The following is a 19,339-nucleotide window of genomic DNA, read 5'->3' as shown; positions in this document are numbered from 1 at the left end:
GTTACGCGCGGTTGGGGTGGCCTGGGCGGCGCAGGTGCCAGCCATAGGCCAAGCTGGCACCCACCACGCCCAGGCCAATGGTGGCCAGCGCCGGGCCAAAGCCCAGCAGGGGCAGCAGCAGCGCGCCCGTGGCCGGGCCCAGTGCGCTGCCGCCACGCTCTACCAGACGGAACAGGCCCAGAATGCCCGCCCCGTGGCCTGCCGGGGCACCCTTGGCAAAGTCTGCCACCAGAGCCGACTGCGGCGCAATCGACAGCGACTGCCCCAGCCCCAGGCCCAGCAGTACCAGCGCCAGCCCAGTGGGAGATGCCCCGGCAGGCCAGGCCAGTATGGCGCTGCACCCCGCCAGCAGGCCACCGGCCAGCACAAAAGCACTGCGTTGGCCCCAGCGGTCGGCCAGGCGCGCAGCCAGCGGCACCAGCAACACCATGGTCAGTGGGTAAATGGTTTGCAGGCGGCCGATCATGGCGCTGCCCTGGCCGCTGTCTTGCAGGTACACCGGCAGCAGGTAAAAACACAGCGCTGCCAGCAGCAGCTTGGCGGGCAGGGCGCAGCCCAGCAGCAGTGCCAGCAGCCCAGGTTGGCGCAGTGCGTTGGCCCACAGACCGGGGGCGGCAGTGCCAGGGTGGGGCGCAGCGCGGGCGGCGGTGGGGCGTTCGGGTGGCAGTTGCAGCCAGGCGACGCTGGCGGCCAGCAGCGCCAACACGCTACAGGCCGCAAACGCACTGGGCACGCCCCAGCGGTCGGCAATCAACCCGCCCAGTGGCGGGCCGCACAGTCCGGCCACCAAAATGGCACGCACAAACTGCGCCAGGCTGCGCGCCCGGTCGCTGGCCCCTGAGCCATCAATCACCACGCCCTGCCCGGACACAAACACCAGCGCAAACCCCACCGCACTGAGGCCCCGCGCCGCCAGAAAGCTGCCATACCCCGCCGACCAGGCTGCCAGCGCCAGACCGGCTGCACTGAGCAGCGCACCCAGCAAAAAGCCAGCGCGCCTGCCATGGCGCTCGGACCAGCCTGCCAGCGGCCATTGCAGCAGCGCCACTACCGCCAGAAACAGTACCAGCGGCAGGCCCGCCAGCAGCTCTGCGGACACCCCCCAGGTCTGGGGTGCCAGTTGCCGGGCCCAGCCTGGCAGGAAAGGGCGCGTGAGTTCTTCGGACAGCATGAACAAGAACAGCGCCGGGCGCACCGCTGCGGCACTGGTGCTGCGCCAGGGCGCGTGCTGCGCTTGTGGGTGGGCCAGCCGTTGCTGGCGCGCCTCGGTGGCGGCCAGCGCACGGGCGCCGCGTGAGCCCAGTGCCAGTGCCAGCAGCTCCAGCGCCACCAACAGGCTCACCGCCCCCAGAAAAGCCATGTCCAGCAGCGTGGTTTGCAGCTTGCGCGCCAGCACACCGGGGTCTAGCACCACCACCACATCGGCCAAGTGGGTGCCTGCATGCACTACTGGTGCGCGGGCGGCAGGCGCAGTGGTGCTGGCCGCACTGGCCTCGGCTGCGTGGCTGGCCGCACCTGCGCTGCGGCGGTGCAGTGCGCGCCCGTCGGTCGCCAGCAGGGCCAGGTCGGCCACTTCGGGGTTGTCGCGGCGCAGGGCGCTGGTGTGGGTGTCCAGCCCGACCAGGGCGTCCAGCGGAATGCCCACGGCCAGTGCGTGTTCGACCAGACTGGCGCTGGAACGAGCGATGGCAGCGGCCTTGGCCAGCTGCACCGGCTGTATCAGCGCCTGGCCCGCGCGGTGTGCGCCCCAGCCCAGCCACAGCAGGCCCAGGCACAGCGCCAGTGCGGCCAAGGCCGTGAGCTGCGCGCGCAGGCCGCCCGGCCAGCGCGCCAGCCCCAGATGCCCCGCAGGCACCACTCCCCCAGAGGGAGCACGGTGCGATTGCGACGTCAGCCGCTGCGACAGAGCCACGCCCAGCAGCAGCGCCGCAGCGCACACCGCCAGCAGCGGTGGCCAGGCGGCTGCCTGGACTGCTTGTTGCAGTTGCTGCTCTGCACTGACCAGGGCCGAGGTGTCGTAGCGCAGCTGCACCCGTGCCACGGTCTGGCCCAGATCGTTGCGCACGGGGCGCTCCAGCAAGGTAGTGGCGCGGGTACCGTCGGGCGGGCGGGTGTGGCCCAGCAGGCGCTGGCCGCTGGCGCTGGCGATGCCAAAGGCGACGATGGCGGGCTCCAGCGTGGCTTCGCGCTCCAACAGCGCCTGCAACGGGGGCTGATCGGTCAGCGCCACGCCCAGCGCCAGCGCCCTTTCTGCGGCGGTGGCGGCGCGCTGTGCCGCCAGAGCGAAGCGGGCGTCAAAGGCTTCTTGCTGCGCACTGCGCAGGGTGGCAAATGTCAGGTAGGCGCTGGCGGCAATACAGCCCGCCGCCACGCAGGCCAGCACCGCCATGAACCACCATAGCAGCCGCCTCATGCTGACCCAGGGGCGCGGTGCGCCACAGCCACCGGATGGCTCAAGGCCGTGGGCGGGGTGCAATGGGTGAGGAGGAAGGCAGGCATGGGCGCCGATTATTCATGCGAGCGCGGTACAGGCCCAGCGGTATTTGCGCGCCTGCCAGCACAGACCACACGGCTTGTGCTGGCTGCATCGGTTCAAGCGCCTGTGCCGCGAAAGCGCTGCGCTGCCTGGCGGCTGACCTCGGCCAGCAATTGCTCTTCGCGCTGGCGCTCGCGCAGCCAGCGTGCGTCGTTTTGGCCCGCGTGGGCTTCGCTGCGCAGCAGGTGCAGCGCGCCCGAGGCGCCGTGCGCTGCCGCGTGGCCGGCAATCTGGTCGATGGTGCGCATGATGTGCTCGCGCAGCGGCATGTGCTCACCACTGGCCGGGTCTACGTACACCGCATCCATGCCAAAGCGGCAGGCCTGGAAGCGGTTGTAGGTATAGACCAGGTAGTCGTCCTCTTGCGGCGTGAAGGGTTGCTCGGCCAGAAACCAGGCTCCCAGCGATTGCACAAAACCGGCCAGTGCAGCGGCGCGCTCAATGGTCAGGGGCGTGTCGAACACACGGATTTCGATGGTGCCGAACTCGGGCTTGGGCCGGATGTCCCAGTAAAAGTCCTTCATGCTTTTGACCACGCCCGTGCGGGTCATTTTGTTGAAGTACTGCTCAAACTCGGCCCAGGTCAGCACGCAGGGCGCACGCCCCGACAGCGGAAACGCAAACACCGAATTGAGCCGCGCCGAGTCAAACGCCGTGTCCTGCCCCTGCACGTAGGGGCTGGAGGCCGACAGCGCGATGAAGTGCGGGATGTAGCGGCTCATGCGGTGCAGCATGAGCAGCGCCGCATCGGCATCGGGACAGCCGATGTGAACGTGCTGGCCAAAGATGGTGAACTGTTTGGAGAGGTAGCCATACAGCTGCGACAGCTCCTGAAAGCGTGGCTTGTCGTAAATGCGCCGCTCGTGCCATTGCTGGAACGGGTGCGTGCCACCGCCCACCACGGCGATGTTGAGCTTGTCGGCGCTTTTGACCAGCGCGTCGCGGATCTGGCTCAGCTGGCCCAGCACCTCGCTGCTGCTGTGGCAGATGCCGGTCGATATTTCGATCATGCTGTTGGTCATCTCGGGCACCACGCTGCCCGGCAGCGGCGTTTTGAGCATCAGGCGCAGCATGTCTTCGGCGTAGGGCGCCAGGTCGTAGTCGTGGGTGTTGACGAGCTGCAACTCCAGCTCGACGCCCAGCGTCAGCGGTTCAGATTGGGTAAAGGCTTCAAGACTCACGGTTGTCTCCTGCGCCGCTGCGGGTCAGTGGCGCCCAGGGTTTGGAACTCTCGCCCGCGCGGTAAATGGCCACGGTGGCAATCACTGCGCCCAGCACCTCCATCAGCAAGATGGCGGGCAGCGCGATTTGCGCAATCAGGTGGCCCGTGGAAGGCGAGGCCATGACGAACTGCGAGGCAATCAACAGGGCAATGGACGACATGGGCGTCATGGCGGCGCCCACCCACAGCGCCTGGCGCCAGCTGGCGCCGCTGCCCACGTTGCCCAGGCCCACGCCCACCACCTTGGCCAGCAGGCGCACGCCAATCAGCGCCAGCACTACGCCAGCGACCGGGCCGCTCCAGTCGGCCTGCGCCGCTACGGTGGAGACCAGCACGAACATCAGCATGGTCAGCAACGACGAGGCCGTGCCCAACTGGCGCGGCCAGGCCCAGGGGCGCGGGTTGAGCTGCTTGAGCAGCATGCCGCCCAGCAGTGCCGCCAGCGGCGCCGAGCCACCCATGTGCGCAGCCACGGCAGTGCCTGCGGCAATCAGCGCCAGCAGCAAGATGGAGGTGTTCTCGCTGGTGGGGCTCATAAAGCGCAGCGCCATGCGCAGCACCAGCGCCAGCAGTGCTGCCACCACCACCGACACGCCTAGTACCACCATCACCGGGTACACCGTGTCCATGAACGTGATGGAAGGCCGGTTGATCAGTTCAGCGCGCGCACTGCCCAGCGTCAGGGCGTACAGCGTGGACAGCGTGGCCAGCACGATGGCGCGCTCGGTCACCGGGCCGGCGGCGCGCGTGTCGTTGACCACACGGGTAAGCACGGCAGGCGATGCTGCCAGCGCCACCACGGCCAGCGGGCCCGCAGCGCGCTCGGGCACTTGCAGCCACAGCAGTGCCCAGTACACGGCAAAGAAAGTCAGGGCCGACTCGGCAATGCTTTGCACCAGCACCATGGGGTTGTGCCGGAACCAGCGCAACGGAATGCGCGCCCCGCACTCGAACAGCACCAGCGAAATGCCCAGCTCCAGCAGAAACAGCCCTATGCCTTGCAGCGGCCAGACCGCGCCGCTGAAGCCTGCCAGACCGGCCAGTGTGCCCACCAGTGAATAGCCCACCACCTTGGGCAAGCCGATGTGGCGCTGGAACAGGTAGCCCGCGATGGTGGCCACGGCCAGCAGCAAAGACCATTGCACCGTGGGCAGCCCGGCGGAGGGCCGCAGCCACTGCGCCCAGAAGGTCAGAATCTCGTTCATGTCTTGCGTCCTTGTGCGTCAAGCGGGCAGCGCCCGCTTTGGGGGAGGAAAGGGCTGACGGACGCCCCGCCAAGGGCGGCAGCATCAACCCGCGCGATGGCCTGAATTTACCGTTGGTTGCAGATGCGCCGCTGTAGGACAGCGGCACGCGCTGCGGCAACGGCCAGGGCTATGCCCTGGTCAGGAAGCCTGGCGACTGGGCAGGAAAAAGCTCAGGGGAGCTGTGCGCAGACGCGATCGGATGGCGGCGTAGAGGCGCGTGCGCTCTACGCCGCTGACGTTCTGGGCGCGCAGCGCCAGCAAGAACGCCAGGTAAAAGCTCACGCTCACATTGATGGCGCCGAGCAGGGGAAGGGTGGCCATAGCCCACCAGAAAGCGCTTTGCTGCAGCACGCCCAGCCCCAGGCTGGCAGCGGCTGCACCGACCTGGCCGGTGGACAGCGTGACGTGGCGCACATCCAGACCCAGGCCAAAAAAGCCCGCAAACGCGGGCACCAGGCCCAGCATCAGGCCCAACGAGATATTGGCGGCCAGCCCCGAGATGTTGTTGCGCAAAAAGTGCGCCCAGCGCGCCGCCCGTGCGCTGCCCAGCAAGGCGGTGATGCGGGGGTTGTAGCGCATGGCCGAATCGAGCCGGTGCAGCACAAACCAGTTTTCTGTCCAGCCCGCAATGATGCTGGAGACAAACAGCAGCACCCCGGTGAAGGCCGCAAAAAACAGCGATGGCCCCAGCAGGTGCTGGGCCTCCAGCACATGGGCAGCCTCTTTGGCGCTGATGGCCGGGGTGCCCGTGAACTGCGCTATCAGCAGGCACAGCCCCAGCACCGCCGGAAACACGACCAGCACATTGCCCAGCACTGCCGCCACCTGCGAGCGCACCAGGTGCGCCACCTCATCGACAAAATCGCTGATGGCCTCGCCGCTGCCCAGGTCTTTGAGCTTGGCGGCCATGGCGGGCGCCGTCATGGCAGGCTGCTTGGTGGCCACCGTGAAATGCAGCAGCTGGATGAGCACGAAGCTCACCGCGTAATTGATGCCCGCCCAAAAACCACCCCAGAACGCCGACAGCGCCAACCCGTACAGCGCAAACTTGGCCAGCGTGGTGAAGGCCATCACTGCCCCGCCACCGGCAGCGTTGCGCACCATGGCCAGGTATTCGGCGCGGGTGCGGGTGATGTAGTGCTCGCCGGTTTCAGCGCTGCGCTCGGCCACCTTGGCCGCCAGCAACGACGAATTGGTGGCCAGCACCGCGCGCAGGCTGTGGCGCTCCTGCGCCACCTGCACCAGATGCCCCAGCAGGCGCGCCGCGTGCAGCGCCGGGGTGGGCGAGAGCACGCATTCGAGCAGCTCACGCACCCGCACGATGCGCGCGCGCAGCTGGCGCAGCCGGAACACCAGGCCGACCGAGATACCGTTTTCTTCAAAGTGCGCGTACACCGTGGTGGCGGCCGCGCGGCAGGCGTCCAGCCGCTCGCGCAGGCCCTGCGCGGCCTGCTCCAGCCTATCGGGCGTGCGCAGGCTGTGCAGCACTTCGATGCGCAGGCTCTCCACGTCGCGGATCAGCGCGGCAAAAGGCTGGGCCTCGCGCGCGGATTCGCTCATGCGCAGGCGCAGCTCGGGGGCAAAACCGGTGGAGAGGATTTGTCCGGCACAGTACGTCATGGCGTCCAGCAGGGTGCGCTGCCAGCGCGCGTGCAGGCCGGGGCCATCGGACAACAGCCCGACCAGGCGCTGGGCCAGATCGTCGGGCAGGGCGGCCAGCCACTGCGCATCGAACGCGCTGGGCAGGGCCAGGGTGAACAGCTCGGCAGCATCGATGGTTTCGGGGCTGCTGGGCAGGAGCTTGAGGCGCAGGCGCTCGGCCAGTTCGCTGAACAGCGCGGTGCGGGGCGCAAAGCCAAAGTCGGCCAGCAGCGGGGTGATGTCCACCGCACCCGCCAGCGCCTGCCACCACGCTTGCAGCCGCGTGCAGGTTTCGGGCTGGGCCTGCACGGTATCGACCAGCAGCGCCAGCCGCTCCAGTGTCTCGGGCACGCTCTGGGCGTTGCCGCGCAGCCAGGCGCACAGGGCAATCAGCCACAGGTGGCGCTCGGCCAGACCGGCCTGCGGGTCAAGCTGCGCCAGCAGGACGGCCAGGCTGCGCGCCTCGCTGTGCCCGCTGCTCAATGCAACACCCTCGCGCTCAGGGGCTGGTGGGGCTCGCCGGGGTCCAGCGCCTCCAGCACAAACAGGGCGATGGGGCAGGTAAACGCCTCGCCATCGTCGGCCACGCAGTGAAAGCTGCCGTGCATGGTGCCGCTGGGCGTGCGCAACTGGCAGCCGCTGCTGTACTGGAAGGCTTCGCCGGGCTTGAGCAGCGGCTGCTGGCCCACCACGCCCAGGCCCTTGACCTCTTCGGTGTGGCCTTGTGCATCGCTGACGATCCAGTGGCGCGACACCAGCTGCGCCGCGATATCACCCGTGTTGGTGATGGTGATGGTGTAAGAAAAGCTGAACACCCCGGCCTCGGGCGACGACTGCCGTGGCAGGTACTCGGGCTGTGCTTCGACCTCAAATTGGTACTTTGGCATGACCGAATAGTAACTGCGACAATTCCTGCCATGAGCCGTACCTACCGCATTGCCCCTTCCATCCTGTCCGCCGATTTCGCCCGCCTGGGCGATGAAGTCCGCAGCGTCATTGCTGCGGGCGCCGACTGGGTTCACTTCGACGTCATGGACAACCACTACGTGCCCAACCTCACGTTTGGCCCCATGGTGTGTCAGGCTTTGAAGCCCCACGCCGTCACGCCCGACGGGGTGGCCGTGCCCATTGACGTACACCTGATGGTGCAGCCCGTCGATGCGCTGGCCGCCGCGTTTGCCCAGGCCGGTGCCGACTACATCAGCTTCCACCCCGATGCCTCCACCCACGTCCACCGCAGCATCCAGGCCATCCGTGCCCAGGGCGTCAAGCCCGGGCTGGTGTTCAATCCGGCAGCGCCGCTGGATGTGCTGGACTGGGTGATCGAGGACATCGACCTCATCCTCATCATGAGCGTCAACCCCGGCTTTGGTGGCCAGGGCTTTATCGACTCGGCGCTGCGCAAGATCGAGGCCGTGCGCAAGCGCATCGATGCCAGCGGCAAAGACATCCGCCTGGAGGTGGACGGCGGCATCAAAGAGGGCAACATCCGCCGCGCCGCCGATGCCGGTGCCGACACGTTTGTGGCTGGCAGCGCCATCTTTGGCCAGCCGGACTACCGCAGCGTGATCGACGCCATGCGCAGCGCGCTGGCCTGAGCACCCTCCCACACCCTGGCAAGGCCCCGCGCGGGCCTTTTTTCTTGGACTGACTTTTTTCGTACCCCATGATTGCCCTGCCCCTGAACCCTGCCGCCTTCGACGCCGCCATCATCGACCTCGATGGCACCATGGTCGATACGCTGGGCGATTTTGCCCAGGCCCTGGGCCGCATGCTGGACGATCTGGCGCTGCCGGGCATTGAGCGCACCCACATCGAACGCATGGTGGGCAAGGGCTCGGAACACCTGATCAAATCAGTACTCCACCACGTGCTAGCCCAAGCTGGACAAGCGCCAGCAGCTATCAATACAGAAGCAATTTACCCGCAGGCCTGGGCGCGCTACCAGCACCACTACCTGGCCATCAACGGGCAATATGCACAGGTCTATCCCGGCGTGCCTGAAGGCTTGCACGCGCTGCGCAGTGCGGGCCTGCGCCTGGCTTGCCTGACCAACAAGCCCACCGCCTTTGCGCTGCCGCTGCTGCGCGCCAAGGGGCTGGACGGCTTCTTTGACCAGGTGTTTGGCGGCGACGCCTTCGAGCGCAAAAAGCCCGACCCGCTGCCGCTGGTCAAAACCTGCGCCGCCCTGGGCAGCGCGCTCGCGCGCACGCTGATGGTGGGCGACTCCAGCAACGACGCCCAGGCCGCGCGCGCCGCAGGCTGCCCTGTGGTGCTGGTCACCTACGGCTACAACCACGGCCAGCCCGCCACCGATGTGGATGCCGATGGCTGGGTGGGTTCGCTGGCGCTGCTGGCATAAAAATACAGAAAAAAACGCCTCCAGCCCTTTCTGGATGTGCGCAAGCAGCTATCAATTCAGGATTGAATAGTGTGTCTGCGTGGGGTCAATGCAGCTGCATGCCCAGACGCCGTGCAATCAGGTCGTCCAGGGCCTCGCTGAGACCCGGTGGTTGCTGCTGGTCCGTGGTCGCCTGTGCGCCTTGGGCGCTCATTTCCACTTCCACCATGCGCTCTCCACAAAAAATGTTCAGGTATCTTTGGTTATCCCCCCGCATATGGACGATACAGCGCTGTGGCTGTTCAACAGACAGGGCAAAAATGTTGCGTTGGCGCCACTGTAGGCAGGCACTGCTACCAGCCCAATACTCCAAAGATGCTGGCAAATCCGCCTGTTGCAGCGGTGTTGTAATAAGGGAGACTGACAGGGGCGGAAGGTTCTCTGCCAAGACAAACAAAGGAACCCGCGCTGGAGCAGAGGCTCCGTAGCGATCCCGCTCTTCTGCGCTGATGGGCGTCATGGAGCGGTGATCGCCTGTCAACACCAGCAAGCCGCCTTGCCGAAAAAAACCTTGCCGTTCCAACTGGCGATAAAAATCAGCGAACGCTTGATCTGCGTATGCCATCGCCGCCTGCTCGCCCCTCTCAAGAGTTTCCTGATGTTGGTAGGGCATGTGGCTGGACATTGTGTTAACAACGAACAGGCCCGGCGCAGGCGTCTGTTGCATGATCTTCAAGGTGGCATCGTAGGTCTGCTGATCGGGCCAGACTTGAAAAGCGTAGTTTTGCTTTGTCTCGCCAGGGGCAGGCTGGGGCCCATGCAAATGCTCAAAGCCAATCCCCGGAAGCCACTGGTCAATATCCAGAAAAAACAGCGAGCTGCCGGAAATGAAATGGGTGCTGTATCCATGGTGCCTCAGACGTGCTGGAAGCGCTTTGGCGCCAGGCGCATTCAGGTAGATAGAAGACCCTGTTGCATCACCCGCAACCGGTTCCACTCCTGTCAGGATTGCCGCCAACCCCAAATCGGTTCTGAATCCATTTGCGTAAAAATTTTTGAACGTCCAGCCAGGAGCAAAAATTTCATCGATCTTGGGGGTCCAATCGTGTAGTCCGGCCACGCGCAGACTGTGGTGGGACGAAAGCGACTCCATGATGACCAGTACCACGTGCCCTTGTCGGCTCCAGCCGGCAGGGCACTGCGGCTGGGCGGCTGGGTGCAGTGCAGCGTAACGTTCGATAAAGGCCGCTTTGGTGGCTGCATCCACCGCTGGCGGCGTGCTGTACGCCCATTGGTAGGTCAACACATCGACTGCCAAGGGCTTGATCGTTCCCAGCGCTCTGGATTCAAGCCAAGGGGTTGGCGCCACGGCCAACGCCAGCAAAGCAGGCGAGCCCAAAGCCACGTAAACCCGGCGCGGACTTTTGAGGGGAGGCAAGCGCCACAGAACCACCGGCTCTGCCAGAAGCAACAACAGCGCTACACCGAGCAGGGCCGAACAGGCCAAAACATCGGGCTTGTGGAGGTTTTTGACAAAAAGGTCAACCGCTGCCGACCATTCGCCACCAAAGGTGATAACGCCATCCCAGCTCAGGCGCTGCCAAGTGGTCTGAAAAATGTAGAGATCCAACACAGCCAGTGCAATTACGCCACCGGAAAGCCACTGTAGACACCCCCAAACCCAGCGATTGCGTGTGGCGTAGCTGAGCAGCATCAGCAAACCACACAGCGCTATCCAGCGGGTGTCGTACACCAAGGCAGCACTGGCGTATCTGCCGCTCTCACCGAGATAGGTTGTGGTGAGTGAGGTAATCGCCGTACTACGCAGTGCTACGGTGGCGATCAACAGAAGTATCTTGAAACAAATGAGTGGGTACACAAAATTACAGCAAACGGGCAGATTCGTTCAGAACAATTGACGCTATGCGGTTTCTGGACTGCAATTCTGGCGAGGATATGGCATACAGAAATCTAATTTTCCTTTGCTACACTTTGGCCCATGTTCATCCACCGCGTGTTCATCACAGGTCGCAGTGACCGGGGAGCCTGGCCCTGGCGAAAGCCTGCACGCCTGAACGCTTGACCGCACCCGGGGCACCGCCCGGCGTGCCCCCCTCCGGCCCCGCACCCGCACCGCGCGCGCAGGCCGATTGCATGAACAGCGGCGCTGCGCGGCACCACCTTTTGCCTGCCCCACGCGCCACCCCAGCAGGGAACCTCTCCCGTGATCACAGAACTTGAATTCAAAAGCCTGGCCCTTGCGGGCTACAACCGTATTCCGCTCATGGTGCAAGCCTTTGCGGACTTGGAAACTCCGCTGTCGCTGTACCTGAAGCTGGCCCATGCCAAAGATGGTGGCCAATACAGCTTTTTGCTCGAATCGGTCGTGGGCGGCGAGCGTTTTGGCCGCTACAGCTTCATTGGCCTGCCCGCGCGCACGCTCTTGCGTGCCAGCGGCTTTGGCGATGCCGCCCAGACCGAGGTGGTGACCGATGGCGTGGTGGTGGAAACCGCGCGCGGCAACCCGTTGGACTTCATCGAGACCTACCAAAAGCGCTTCAAGGTGGCACTGCGCCCGGGCTTGCCGCGCTTTTGCGGTGGTCTGGCGGGGTACTTCGGTTACGACGCCGTGCGCTACATCGAGAAAAAGCTGGCATCCACCTGCCCGCCCGACACCCTGGGCTGCCCCGACATCCTGCTGTTGCAGTGCGAGGAGCTGGCCGTCATCGACAACCTCTCGGGCAAGCTCTACCTGATTGTCTATGCCGACCCGGCCCAGCCCGAGGCGTACACGCAGGCCAAAAAGCGCCTGCGCCAGCTCAAGGAGCAGTTGCAGTATTCGGTCAGCGCACCCCGGGTCTTGCCCACCGAGAGCCACCCGGCCCAGCGCAGCTTTGCCAAAGCGGACTACCTGGCCGCCGTCGAGCAGGCCAAGGGCCTGATTGCCGCAGGCGACTTCATGCAGGTGCAGGTGGGCCAGCGCATCCACAAGCGCTACACCGAGTCGCCCCTGTCCTTGTACCGCGCGCTGCGTTCGCTGAACCCGTCGCCGTACATGTACTACTACCACTTTGGTGACTTCCACGTCGTCGGCGCCAGCCCGGAAATTCTGGTGCGCCAGGAAAGCACGCCCGAGGGGCAAAAAATCACCATCCGTCCGCTGGCGGGCACCCGCCCCCGGGGTGCCACGCCCGAGCTGGACAAGGCCGCCGAGGTCGAACTCATCAACGACCCCAAAGAGCGCGCTGAGCACGTCATGCTGATTGACCTGGCACGCAACGACATTGGCCGCATCGCCAAAACCGGCAGCGTCAAAGTGACCGAAGCCTTTGTGGTGGAGCGTTACAGCCACGTCATGCACATCGTCAGCAACGTCGAGGGCATCCTCAACGAGGGCATGACCAGCATGGATGTGCTCAAGGCCACCTTCCCGGCGGGCACGCTCACCGGCGCGCCCAAGGTGCACGCGATGGAGCTGATCGACCAGTTGGAGCCCAGCAAGCGCGGCATTTACGGCGGTGCCTGCGGCTACCTCAGCTACGCCGGCGACATGGACGTGGCCATTGCGATTCGCACCGGCATCATCAAAGACGGCCAGCTCTACGTGCAGGCCGCCGCCGGGGTGGTGGCCGACTCGGTGCCCGAGCTGGAATGGAAAGAGACCGAACACAAAGCCCGCGCCCTGCTGCGCGCCGCCGAACTGGTAGAGGAGGGCCTGGAATGACCCGCGCCATCGACAACGTGCAGCACTGCACCACCATGCAAGACGTGCGCCGCCACATCGACGCCCTGGACGACATCCTGGTGCCCCTGTTGGTGCAGCGCACCGGCTATATGACGCAGGCCGCGCGCATCAAGCAAGACGCCGCCCAGGTGCGCGACGAGGAGCGCATCGAAGCCATCGTGCAGCGCGTGCGTGCCAGCACCGCACTGCACGGCGGCGCGCCCGACGTGATCGAGGCCATCTACCGCAGCCTGATGGAGCATTCCATCGCCCAAGAGCACCGCGAATTTGCCCGCCTGCGCGCGCCCCAAGGAGAGCAGCCATGAAACTCTTGATGGTCGATAACTACGACAGCTTTACCTACAACATCGTCCAGTATTTTGGTGAGCTGGGCGCGCAGGTGCAGGTGTATCGCAACGACGAAATCACCGTGGCCGACATCCAGGCGCGGCTGGACGCCGGGCAGCTTGACCGCCTGGTCATCTCGCCCGGGCCGTGCTCGCCAGCCGAGGCGGGTATCTCGGTGGCGGCGATACAGCACTTTGCGGGCCAGCTGCCCATTTTGGGCGTGTGCCTGGGCCACCAGAGCATTGGTGCGGCGTTTGGCGGCAAGATCGTGCGGGCGCAGCAGCTCATGCACGGCAAGACCAGCGTCATCACCACCACGCAGCAGGGCGTGTTTGCCGGACTGCCGCCGCAGTTCACCGTGAACCGCTACCACTCGCTGGCCATTGAGCGCGCCACCTGCCCCGACTGCCTGGAGATCACCGCCTGGACGGACGATGGCGAAATCATGGGCGTGCGCCACAAAACGCTGGACATCGAAGGCGTGCAGTTCCACCCCGAGAGCATCCTGACCGAGCACGGCCACGCCATGCTGAAAAACTTTCTGGAGCCGCGCAGCGCCTGAGGGCGGCGTGTTGCCCCGCGCGGGTGCCGGTGCTTTGCGCCGTGCGCCCACCGCAGGGTGCATCTCATTTGATAGCTGCTCGCGCAGGCTCCATCAGCCTTAGAGCCCTGAAACACTGTAAATTTTTGGCGGAGGCCCCATGTCCATCACCCCCCAGGAAGCGCTGCAACGCACCATCGAGCACCGCGAAATCTTCCACGACGAAATGCTGCACCTGATGCGCATGATCATGCGCGGCGAACTCTCGCCGGTGATGACAGCGGCCATCGTGACCGGCCTGCGCGTGAAAAAAGAAACCATCGGTGAAATCACCGCCGCCGCGCAGGTGATGCGCGAGTTCTCCACCAAGGTGGCGGTGCAAGATGCCACGCACCTGGTGGACATCGTGGGCACGGGCGGCGACGGCGCCAACACCTTCAACATCTCCACCTGCGCCACCTTCGTGATCGCGGCAGCGGGCGGCAAGGTCAGCAAGCACGGTGGGCGCAGCGTCAGCAGCAAAAGCGGCAGCGCCGACGCCATGGAGGCGCTGGGCATCCACATCAACCTCACGCCCGGGCAGATTGCGCGCTGCATTGCCGAGGTGGGTATCGGTTTCATGTTTGCGCCCAACCACCACCCGGCCATGAAAAACGTGGCGCCCGTGCGCAAAGAGCTGGGCGTGCGCACGCTGTTCAACATCCTGGGGCCGCTGACCAACCCGGCCAGCGCGCCCAACATCCTGATGGGCGTGTTCCACGAAGACCTGGTGGGCATCCAGGTGCGTGCGCTGCAACGCCTGGGCGCCGAGCACGCGCTGGTGGTCTATGGCCGCGACGGACTCGATGAAATCAGCCTGGGCGCCAGCACCCTGGTGGGCGAGTTGAAAGACGGCGCCGTGCGCGAGTACGAAATCCACCCCGAGGACTTCGGCCTGCCCATGGCCAGCACCCGCTCACTGAAGGTCGAGAACCCCGAGGAGTCCAAAGCCATGCTGCTGGGCGTGCTGGCCGGTGCCAGCGGCCCGGCGCGCGACATCGTCTGCCTGAACGCGGGCGCTGCGCTGTACGCGGGCAACGTGGTGCCCAGCATTGCCGAGGGCCTGGCGCGCGCGCAGCAGGCCATCGACAGCGGCGCTGCCCGCGCCAAACTCGACGCGCTGGTGGCACGCACCCAGGCCCTGGCCGCTGCGGCCACCACCGCCTGACCCCGGCAGCAAGGAGCACACCATGAGCCTGCTCGACGCCCCCATTTGGCACGACGCCGGCACCTGGATCGTGCTGGGCATCTCGCTGCTGTTCATCGTGGTGGGTGCGGTGATGCACCACACCATCATGAAAGTGGTGCGCGCGCCCGCCCCCGAGGCGGCGCCTGCACCTGCTGCGCCTGCCGCTGCTGCCGTGGCCACACCACCGGCACCGTCCGCCACTGCTGCAACCGCTGCAACCGCCGCCACTGCCACCGCTGCGGCACCTGCCGCATCCACCCCCGATTGAGCGCTGGCAGCGCGCGCCGCTGCCAGCCTCCCCACCCGCCACCCCGCTGCGCCCGGCCCCCGCGCGCAGCCACCAGGAAAAAACCATGTCCGATATTCTGAAAAAAATTTGCGAAGTCAAAGTGCAGGAAGTGGCCGCAGCGCAAAAGCGCAAGTCGCTGGAGGCCATGCGCGCCGACGCCGAAAGCCGCGTGCTGACGCGCGATTTTGTCGGCGCCCTGCGCGCCAAAATCGCCGCCGGTCAGGCCGCCGTGATTGCTGAAATCAAGAAAGCCAGCCCCAGCAAAGGCGTGATCCGCGAAGACTTTGAGCCCGCCGACATCGCGCAAAGCTACGCCGAGGGCAACGGCCAGGTCAGCGCCGCCTGCCTGTCGGTGCTGACCGACAAGCAGTTTTTTCAGGGGCAAATCGATTATTTGAAGCAGGCGCGTGCCAGCTGCCAGCTGCCGGTGCTGCGCAAAGACTTTCTGGTCGATGCCTACCAGGTGTATGAGTCGCGCGCCATGGGCGCTGACGCGGTGCTCTTGATCGCCGCCTGCCTGGACGATGCGCAAATGCGCGACTTCGAGGCCATTGCCCGCAGCCTGGACATGGCCGTGCTGGTGGAAGTCCACGACGGCGCCGAGCTGGAGCGCGCGCTGAAATTGAAAACGCCGCTGATCGGCATCAACAACCGCGACCTGCGCAGCTTTGAGGTCAGCCTGCAAACCACGCTGGACTTGCAAAAGCACGTGCCCGCCGACCGCCTGCTGGTCACGGAGTCGGGCATTTTGACGCGCGCCGATGTGCAGCGCATGCGCGATGCCGACGTCCACGCCTTTTTGGTGGGCGAGGCGTTCATGCGCGCGCCCGAGCCGGGCCTGGCGCTGGCCGAGCTGTTCGCCTGAACTATCAAAATAATAGCTGCTGGCGCATATCTGGCGGGCGCTGAGGGCCGTTTTGGCTTAAAAATCGGCCCTCCCTGCATTGGTTTTGGATGACGCTGATGACTGAATGGACAAATCCCCCGAACGCGGCGCAACTCCAGAGCGCTGACCCCGCCGATTGGCCCGTGGCCAGCGGCTGGCAACCGCTGGTGGACGGCTTTTTTGCCAGCACCGAGGGGCACCAGCTGCTCGCCTTTTTGCAGGCGCGCTTGCAGGCCGGGGCCAGCATCTTTCCGCCCCGGCCCCTGCGCGCGCTGGAACTGACGCCGCCTGAAAGCGTGCGCGTGGTCATCCTCGGCCAAGACCCCTACCACGGGCGCGGCCAGGCCGAGGGGCTGGCGTTCTCGGTAGCGCCGGGTGTGGCGCTGCCGCCGTCGCTGCGCAACATCTTCAAGGAATTGCAGCGCGATCTGGGCACACCGCCCCCGGCGTTTCCGCAGCCCGGCGGCAGCCTGGTCAAGTGGGCGCAAAACGGCGTGCTGCTGCTCAACACCTGCCTGACGGTGGAAGAGGGCCAGCCCGCCAGCCACGCAGGCCGGGGCTGGGAGCGGCTGACCGATGCCGTCATCCGCCAGGTGGCGCAGGGGCCGCGGCCCGTGGTGTTCATGCTGTGGGGGGCGCACGCGCAATCCAAGCGGGTGGTGATTCCGGCCGACCGGGGCCATCTGGTGCTGTGCGCCAACCACCCCTCGCCGCTGTCTGCGCTGCGCCCGCCGGTGCCGTTCATTGGCTGCGGGCATTTTGGCCAGGCGCGGGCGTTTCGGCTGGCGCACGCCTAGCACCGCGCCAACGCCCCACGGGCAATCGGCACGCGCATGGGCCACGCAGCGTGGTGCAAGGGTGCTGAAAGCCGCTGCGTGACAATGCGCGCTTGCATTTCACCACCCCCCAGGAGACACCCATGGATCGCACATTTTTGGACATGCCCGACAGCCAGGGCTACTTTGGCGAGTACGGCGGCCAGCTGATTCCGCCAGAACTCAAGGCCGTGATGGACGACATCAACACCGCCTACGACCAGGTGCGCCAGACGGCGGCCTTCCAGGACGAGCTGGCCGAGCTGTACGCCCACTATGTGGGCCGCCCCAGCCCGATTTTTCATGCCAAGCGGCTGTCGCAGCGCCAGGGCGGCGCGCGCATCGTACTCAAGCGCGAAGACCTCAACCACACCGGCGCGCACAAGATCAACCACTGCCTGGGCGAGGCGCTGCTGGCCAAGCACATGGGCAAGACCAAGGTGCTGGCCGAAACCGGCGCGGGTCAGCACGGCGTGGCGCTGGCCTCGGCCTGCGCGCTGGTGGGCATTGACTGCGAAATCCACATGGGCGAGATCGACATCGCCAAAGAGCACCCCAACGTCACCAAGATGAAGATTCTGGGCTGCAAGCTGGTGCCGGTGTCGCGCGGTACGCGCACGCTGAAAGACGCGGTGGACAGCGCGTTCGAGGAGTACCTGAAAGACCCCGTCAACTTCTTCTACGCCATCGGTTCGGTGGTGGGGCCGCACCCGTTTCCGAAGATGGTGCGCGACTTCCAGAGCATCGTCGGGCGCGAGGCACGCGCTCAGTGCCTGGCCCAACATGGCCGCCTGCCCGACATGGTGGTGGCGTGCGTGGGCGGTGGCTCCAACGCCATGGGCATCTTCACCGAATTTTTGCCTGACGACGCGGTGCAGCTGGTGGGCGTGGAGCCCGCAGGCCGGGGGCTGGACACGCCCGACCACGCCGCCACCATGGCGCGCGGCACCAAAGGGGCCATCCACGGTTTTGCCTGCTACACGCTGCAAGACGCGCAGGGCGAGCCGCTGCCGGTGTATTCCATCGCCTCGGGGCTGGACTACCCTGGTGTGGGCCCGCAGCACTGCCACCTGAAAGACATTGGCCGCGTGCAGTACGAGTCCATCACCGACGACGAGTGCCTGGATGCGTTCATGGTGCTGTCGCGCACCGAGGGCATCATCCCCGCGCTGGAGAGCGCCCACGCCGTGGCCTATGCCATGAAGGTGGCCAAGACCATGGCGCCCGAGCAGACCATCCTGGTCAACCTCTCGGGGCGCGGTGACAAGGATGCGGATTTCGTGGCCCAGCATCTGGGGCTGTAACCGGGGTTCTGTAGAGCACATCCCCGGCCACCATGGGTGCTGGTGGCAGCTTCAAAATAGATAGCTGCCAGCGCCCGTCCAGCAAGCGCTGGAGGCCCAAAATACCCAAAATCCTCAGCCCTTGGCACGCTCCAGCAGCATGGCATCGCCATAGCTGAAGAAGCGGTACCCGCGCGCGATGGCGTAGCGGTACAGCCCCATCACCGGCACATACCCGGCAAAGGCGCTCACCAGCATCATCAGCGTGCTTTTGGGCAGGTGGAAGTTGGTCAGCAGCACGTCCACCACCTGAAAATCAAAGCCCGGCGTGATGAAGATATTGGTGTCGCCCGAGGTCTGGCCGCTGCGCGCCCAGGATTCAAGCGTGCGCACGGTGGTCGTGCCCACGGCCACCACGCGGCCACCGCGCTGGCGGCAGCGCTCCAGGGCAGCCAGTGTGGCCAGGGGCACGTCGTACCACTCGCTGTGCATCTGGTGCTCGGCCAGGTTTTCCGTCTTCACGGGCTGGAAGGTGCCTGCGCCCACGTGCAGCGTGACGCTGGCGGTCTCAATGCCGCGCGCGGCCAGGTCGGCCAGCACGCCCTCGTCAAAGTGCAGCGCGGCCGTGGGTGCGGCCACGGCGCCGGGGGCGCGGGCAAACACGGTCTGGTAGCGCTGGGCGTCTTCGGCCTCGTCGGGGTCGTGGGCCTGGTTTTGCTGGCGCTCGATGTACGGCGGCAGCGGCAGGTGGCCGTGGCGCTCCATCAGCTCCCAGGGCGATTCGCCCGCCGCGCCGCGCAGCGCAAAGCGAAACAGCGGGCCGTCTTCGTCGGGGTAGCGGCCCAGCAGCGTGGCCTCAAAGCCGCCCTGGTGCAGGCCGCCGGCCAGGTGGATGCGCGCGCCGGGCAGGGGCTTTTTGCTCACCTTCAGGTGGGCCACCACCTCGGCGCCATCGAGCACACGCTCGATCAGCAGTTCGAGCTTGCCGCCGCTGTCTTTCTCGCCAAACAGCCGCGCCTTGAGCACGCGGGTGTCATTGAACACCAGCAAATCGCCTGCGCGCAGCAGGCCGGGAAGCTCTTTGAAGATGCGGTCGGCGGGCTGGGCCGCGCGGCCATCGAGCAGGCGCGAGGCGCTGCGCTCGGGCGCGGGGTGCTGGGCAATCAGCTCGGGGGGCAGGGAAAAATCGAAATCGCTGAGGGTGAAGGGGGCAGGCGTAGCGGTCATGGTGCTTGAGG

Annotated in this window: 17 protein-coding genes; 10 read left to right on the top strand and 7 right to left on the bottom strand. The window is 65.9% G+C overall.

All coding sequences use genetic code 11. From position 1 onward, the window contains the following. Position 1 precedes the first annotated feature (1 nt). From EV674_RS00495 to apaG, 5 genes are all read right to left on the bottom strand, one after another. Complete coding sequence (locus EV674_RS00495; protein WP_119012404.1) at positions 2-2,413, bottom strand: MFS transporter; 2,412 nt, start codon at positions 2,411-2,413, stop codon at positions 2-4. A 179-nt stretch (positions 2,414-2,592) separates the two neighbouring features. Beyond that, entirely contained in the window at positions 2,593-3,717 is a 1,125-nt protein-coding gene (locus EV674_RS00490; RefSeq protein WP_119012403.1) for a YbdK family carboxylate-amine ligase, read from the bottom strand. After that, positions 3,707-4,963 (bottom strand): cation:proton antiporter, encoded by a 1,257-nt coding sequence (locus EV674_RS00485; RefSeq protein WP_119012402.1) that lies wholly within the window; start codon positions 4,961-4,963, stop codon positions 3,707-3,709. Before EV674_RS00485 ends, EV674_RS00490 begins: the two co-directional genes overlap by 11 nt. Positions 4,964-5,143: 180 nt before the next feature. Then, on the bottom strand, positions 5,144-7,129 hold the full coding sequence (locus EV674_RS00480; protein ID WP_119012401.1) for a site-specific recombinase: 1,986 nt from the start codon (positions 7,127-7,129) through the stop codon (positions 5,144-5,146). After that, the gene (apaG, locus tag EV674_RS00475; RefSeq protein WP_119012400.1) at positions 7,126-7,533 is read right to left on the bottom strand and encodes a Co2+/Mg2+ efflux protein ApaG; all 408 of its coding nucleotides are present in this window, start codon (positions 7,531-7,533) and stop codon (positions 7,126-7,128) included. Before apaG ends, EV674_RS00480 begins: the two co-directional genes overlap by 4 nt. A gap of 30 nt (positions 7,534-7,563) precedes the next feature. On the opposite strand from apaG, the gene rpe reads away from it, so the two are divergent. Next, on the top strand, positions 7,564-8,244 hold the full coding sequence (gene rpe / locus EV674_RS00470) for a ribulose-phosphate 3-epimerase (RefSeq protein WP_119012399.1): 681 nt from the start codon (positions 7,564-7,566) through the stop codon (positions 8,242-8,244). Between the two features lie 68 nt (positions 8,245-8,312). Further along, a complete protein-coding gene (gene gph, locus EV674_RS00465) occupies positions 8,313-9,008 on the top strand; it encodes a phosphoglycolate phosphatase (RefSeq protein WP_119012398.1) in 696 nt (231 codons plus the stop codon). Between the two features lie 85 nt (positions 9,009-9,093). Here gph and EV674_RS00460 read toward each other — a convergent pair whose 3' ends face one another. Then, complete coding sequence (locus EV674_RS00460) at positions 9,094-10,833, bottom strand: LTA synthase family protein (RefSeq protein WP_119012397.1); 1,740 nt, start codon at positions 10,831-10,833, stop codon at positions 9,094-9,096. Positions 10,834-11,211: 378 nt separating this feature from the next. Here EV674_RS00460 and trpE point away from each other — a divergent pair, with 378 nt between their 5' ends. The 8 genes from trpE to trpB all read left to right on the top strand — a co-directional run bounded on the left by trpE (position 11,212) and on the right by trpB (position 18,122). Then, complete coding sequence (trpE, locus tag EV674_RS00455) at positions 11,212-12,711, top strand: anthranilate synthase component I (RefSeq protein WP_119012396.1); 1,500 nt, start codon at positions 11,212-11,214, stop codon at positions 12,709-12,711. Beyond that, on the top strand, positions 12,708-13,037 hold the full coding sequence (locus EV674_RS00450; RefSeq protein WP_119012395.1) for a chorismate mutase: 330 nt from the start codon (positions 12,708-12,710) through the stop codon (positions 13,035-13,037). Before trpE ends, EV674_RS00450 begins: the two co-directional genes overlap by 4 nt. Then, complete coding sequence (locus EV674_RS00445) at positions 13,034-13,621, top strand: aminodeoxychorismate/anthranilate synthase component II (RefSeq protein WP_119012394.1); 588 nt, start codon at positions 13,034-13,036, stop codon at positions 13,619-13,621. The genes EV674_RS00450 and EV674_RS00445 overlap by 4 nt, the downstream gene beginning before the upstream one ends. A 139-nt stretch (positions 13,622-13,760) precedes the next feature. Next, positions 13,761-14,807 (top strand): anthranilate phosphoribosyltransferase, encoded by a 1,047-nt coding sequence (trpD, locus tag EV674_RS00440; RefSeq protein WP_119012393.1) that lies wholly within the window; start codon positions 13,761-13,763, stop codon positions 14,805-14,807. Between the two features lie 22 nt (positions 14,808-14,829). Further along, complete coding sequence (locus EV674_RS00435; protein WP_119012392.1) at positions 14,830-15,096, top strand: hypothetical protein; 267 nt, start codon at positions 14,830-14,832, stop codon at positions 15,094-15,096. 85 nt (positions 15,097-15,181) lie between these two features. Further along, a complete protein-coding gene (trpC, locus tag EV674_RS00430; protein WP_119012391.1) occupies positions 15,182-15,982 on the top strand; it encodes an indole-3-glycerol phosphate synthase TrpC in 801 nt (266 codons plus the stop codon). Positions 15,983-16,080: 98 nt separating this feature from the next. Then, positions 16,081-16,800, top strand: a complete 720-nt coding sequence (locus tag EV674_RS00425) for a uracil-DNA glycosylase (RefSeq protein WP_119012449.1) — start codon at positions 16,081-16,083, stop codon at positions 16,798-16,800. A gap of 122 nt (positions 16,801-16,922) precedes the next feature. Continuing rightward, the gene (gene trpB, locus EV674_RS00420) at positions 16,923-18,122 is read left to right on the top strand and encodes a tryptophan synthase subunit beta (protein WP_119012390.1); all 1,200 of its coding nucleotides are present in this window, start codon (positions 16,923-16,925) and stop codon (positions 18,120-18,122) included. A 114-nt stretch (positions 18,123-18,236) separates the two neighbouring features. Here the strand turns inward: trpB and queA are convergent, their stop codons facing one another. Further along, positions 18,237-19,328 (bottom strand): tRNA preQ1(34) S-adenosylmethionine ribosyltransferase-isomerase QueA, encoded by a 1,092-nt coding sequence (gene queA, locus EV674_RS00415; protein WP_119012389.1) that lies wholly within the window; start codon positions 19,326-19,328, stop codon positions 18,237-18,239. Between the last annotated feature and the right edge of the window lie 11 nt (positions 19,329-19,339).

This window comes from Simplicispira metamorpha (genome assembly GCF_004341365.1).
GTDB classification, from domain to species: domain Bacteria; phylum Pseudomonadota; class Gammaproteobacteria; order Burkholderiales; family Burkholderiaceae_C; genus Simplicispira; species Simplicispira metamorpha.
Note: the sequence above shows the minus strand (reverse complement) of the source record. Positions and strands in the feature narration are given on the sequence as shown.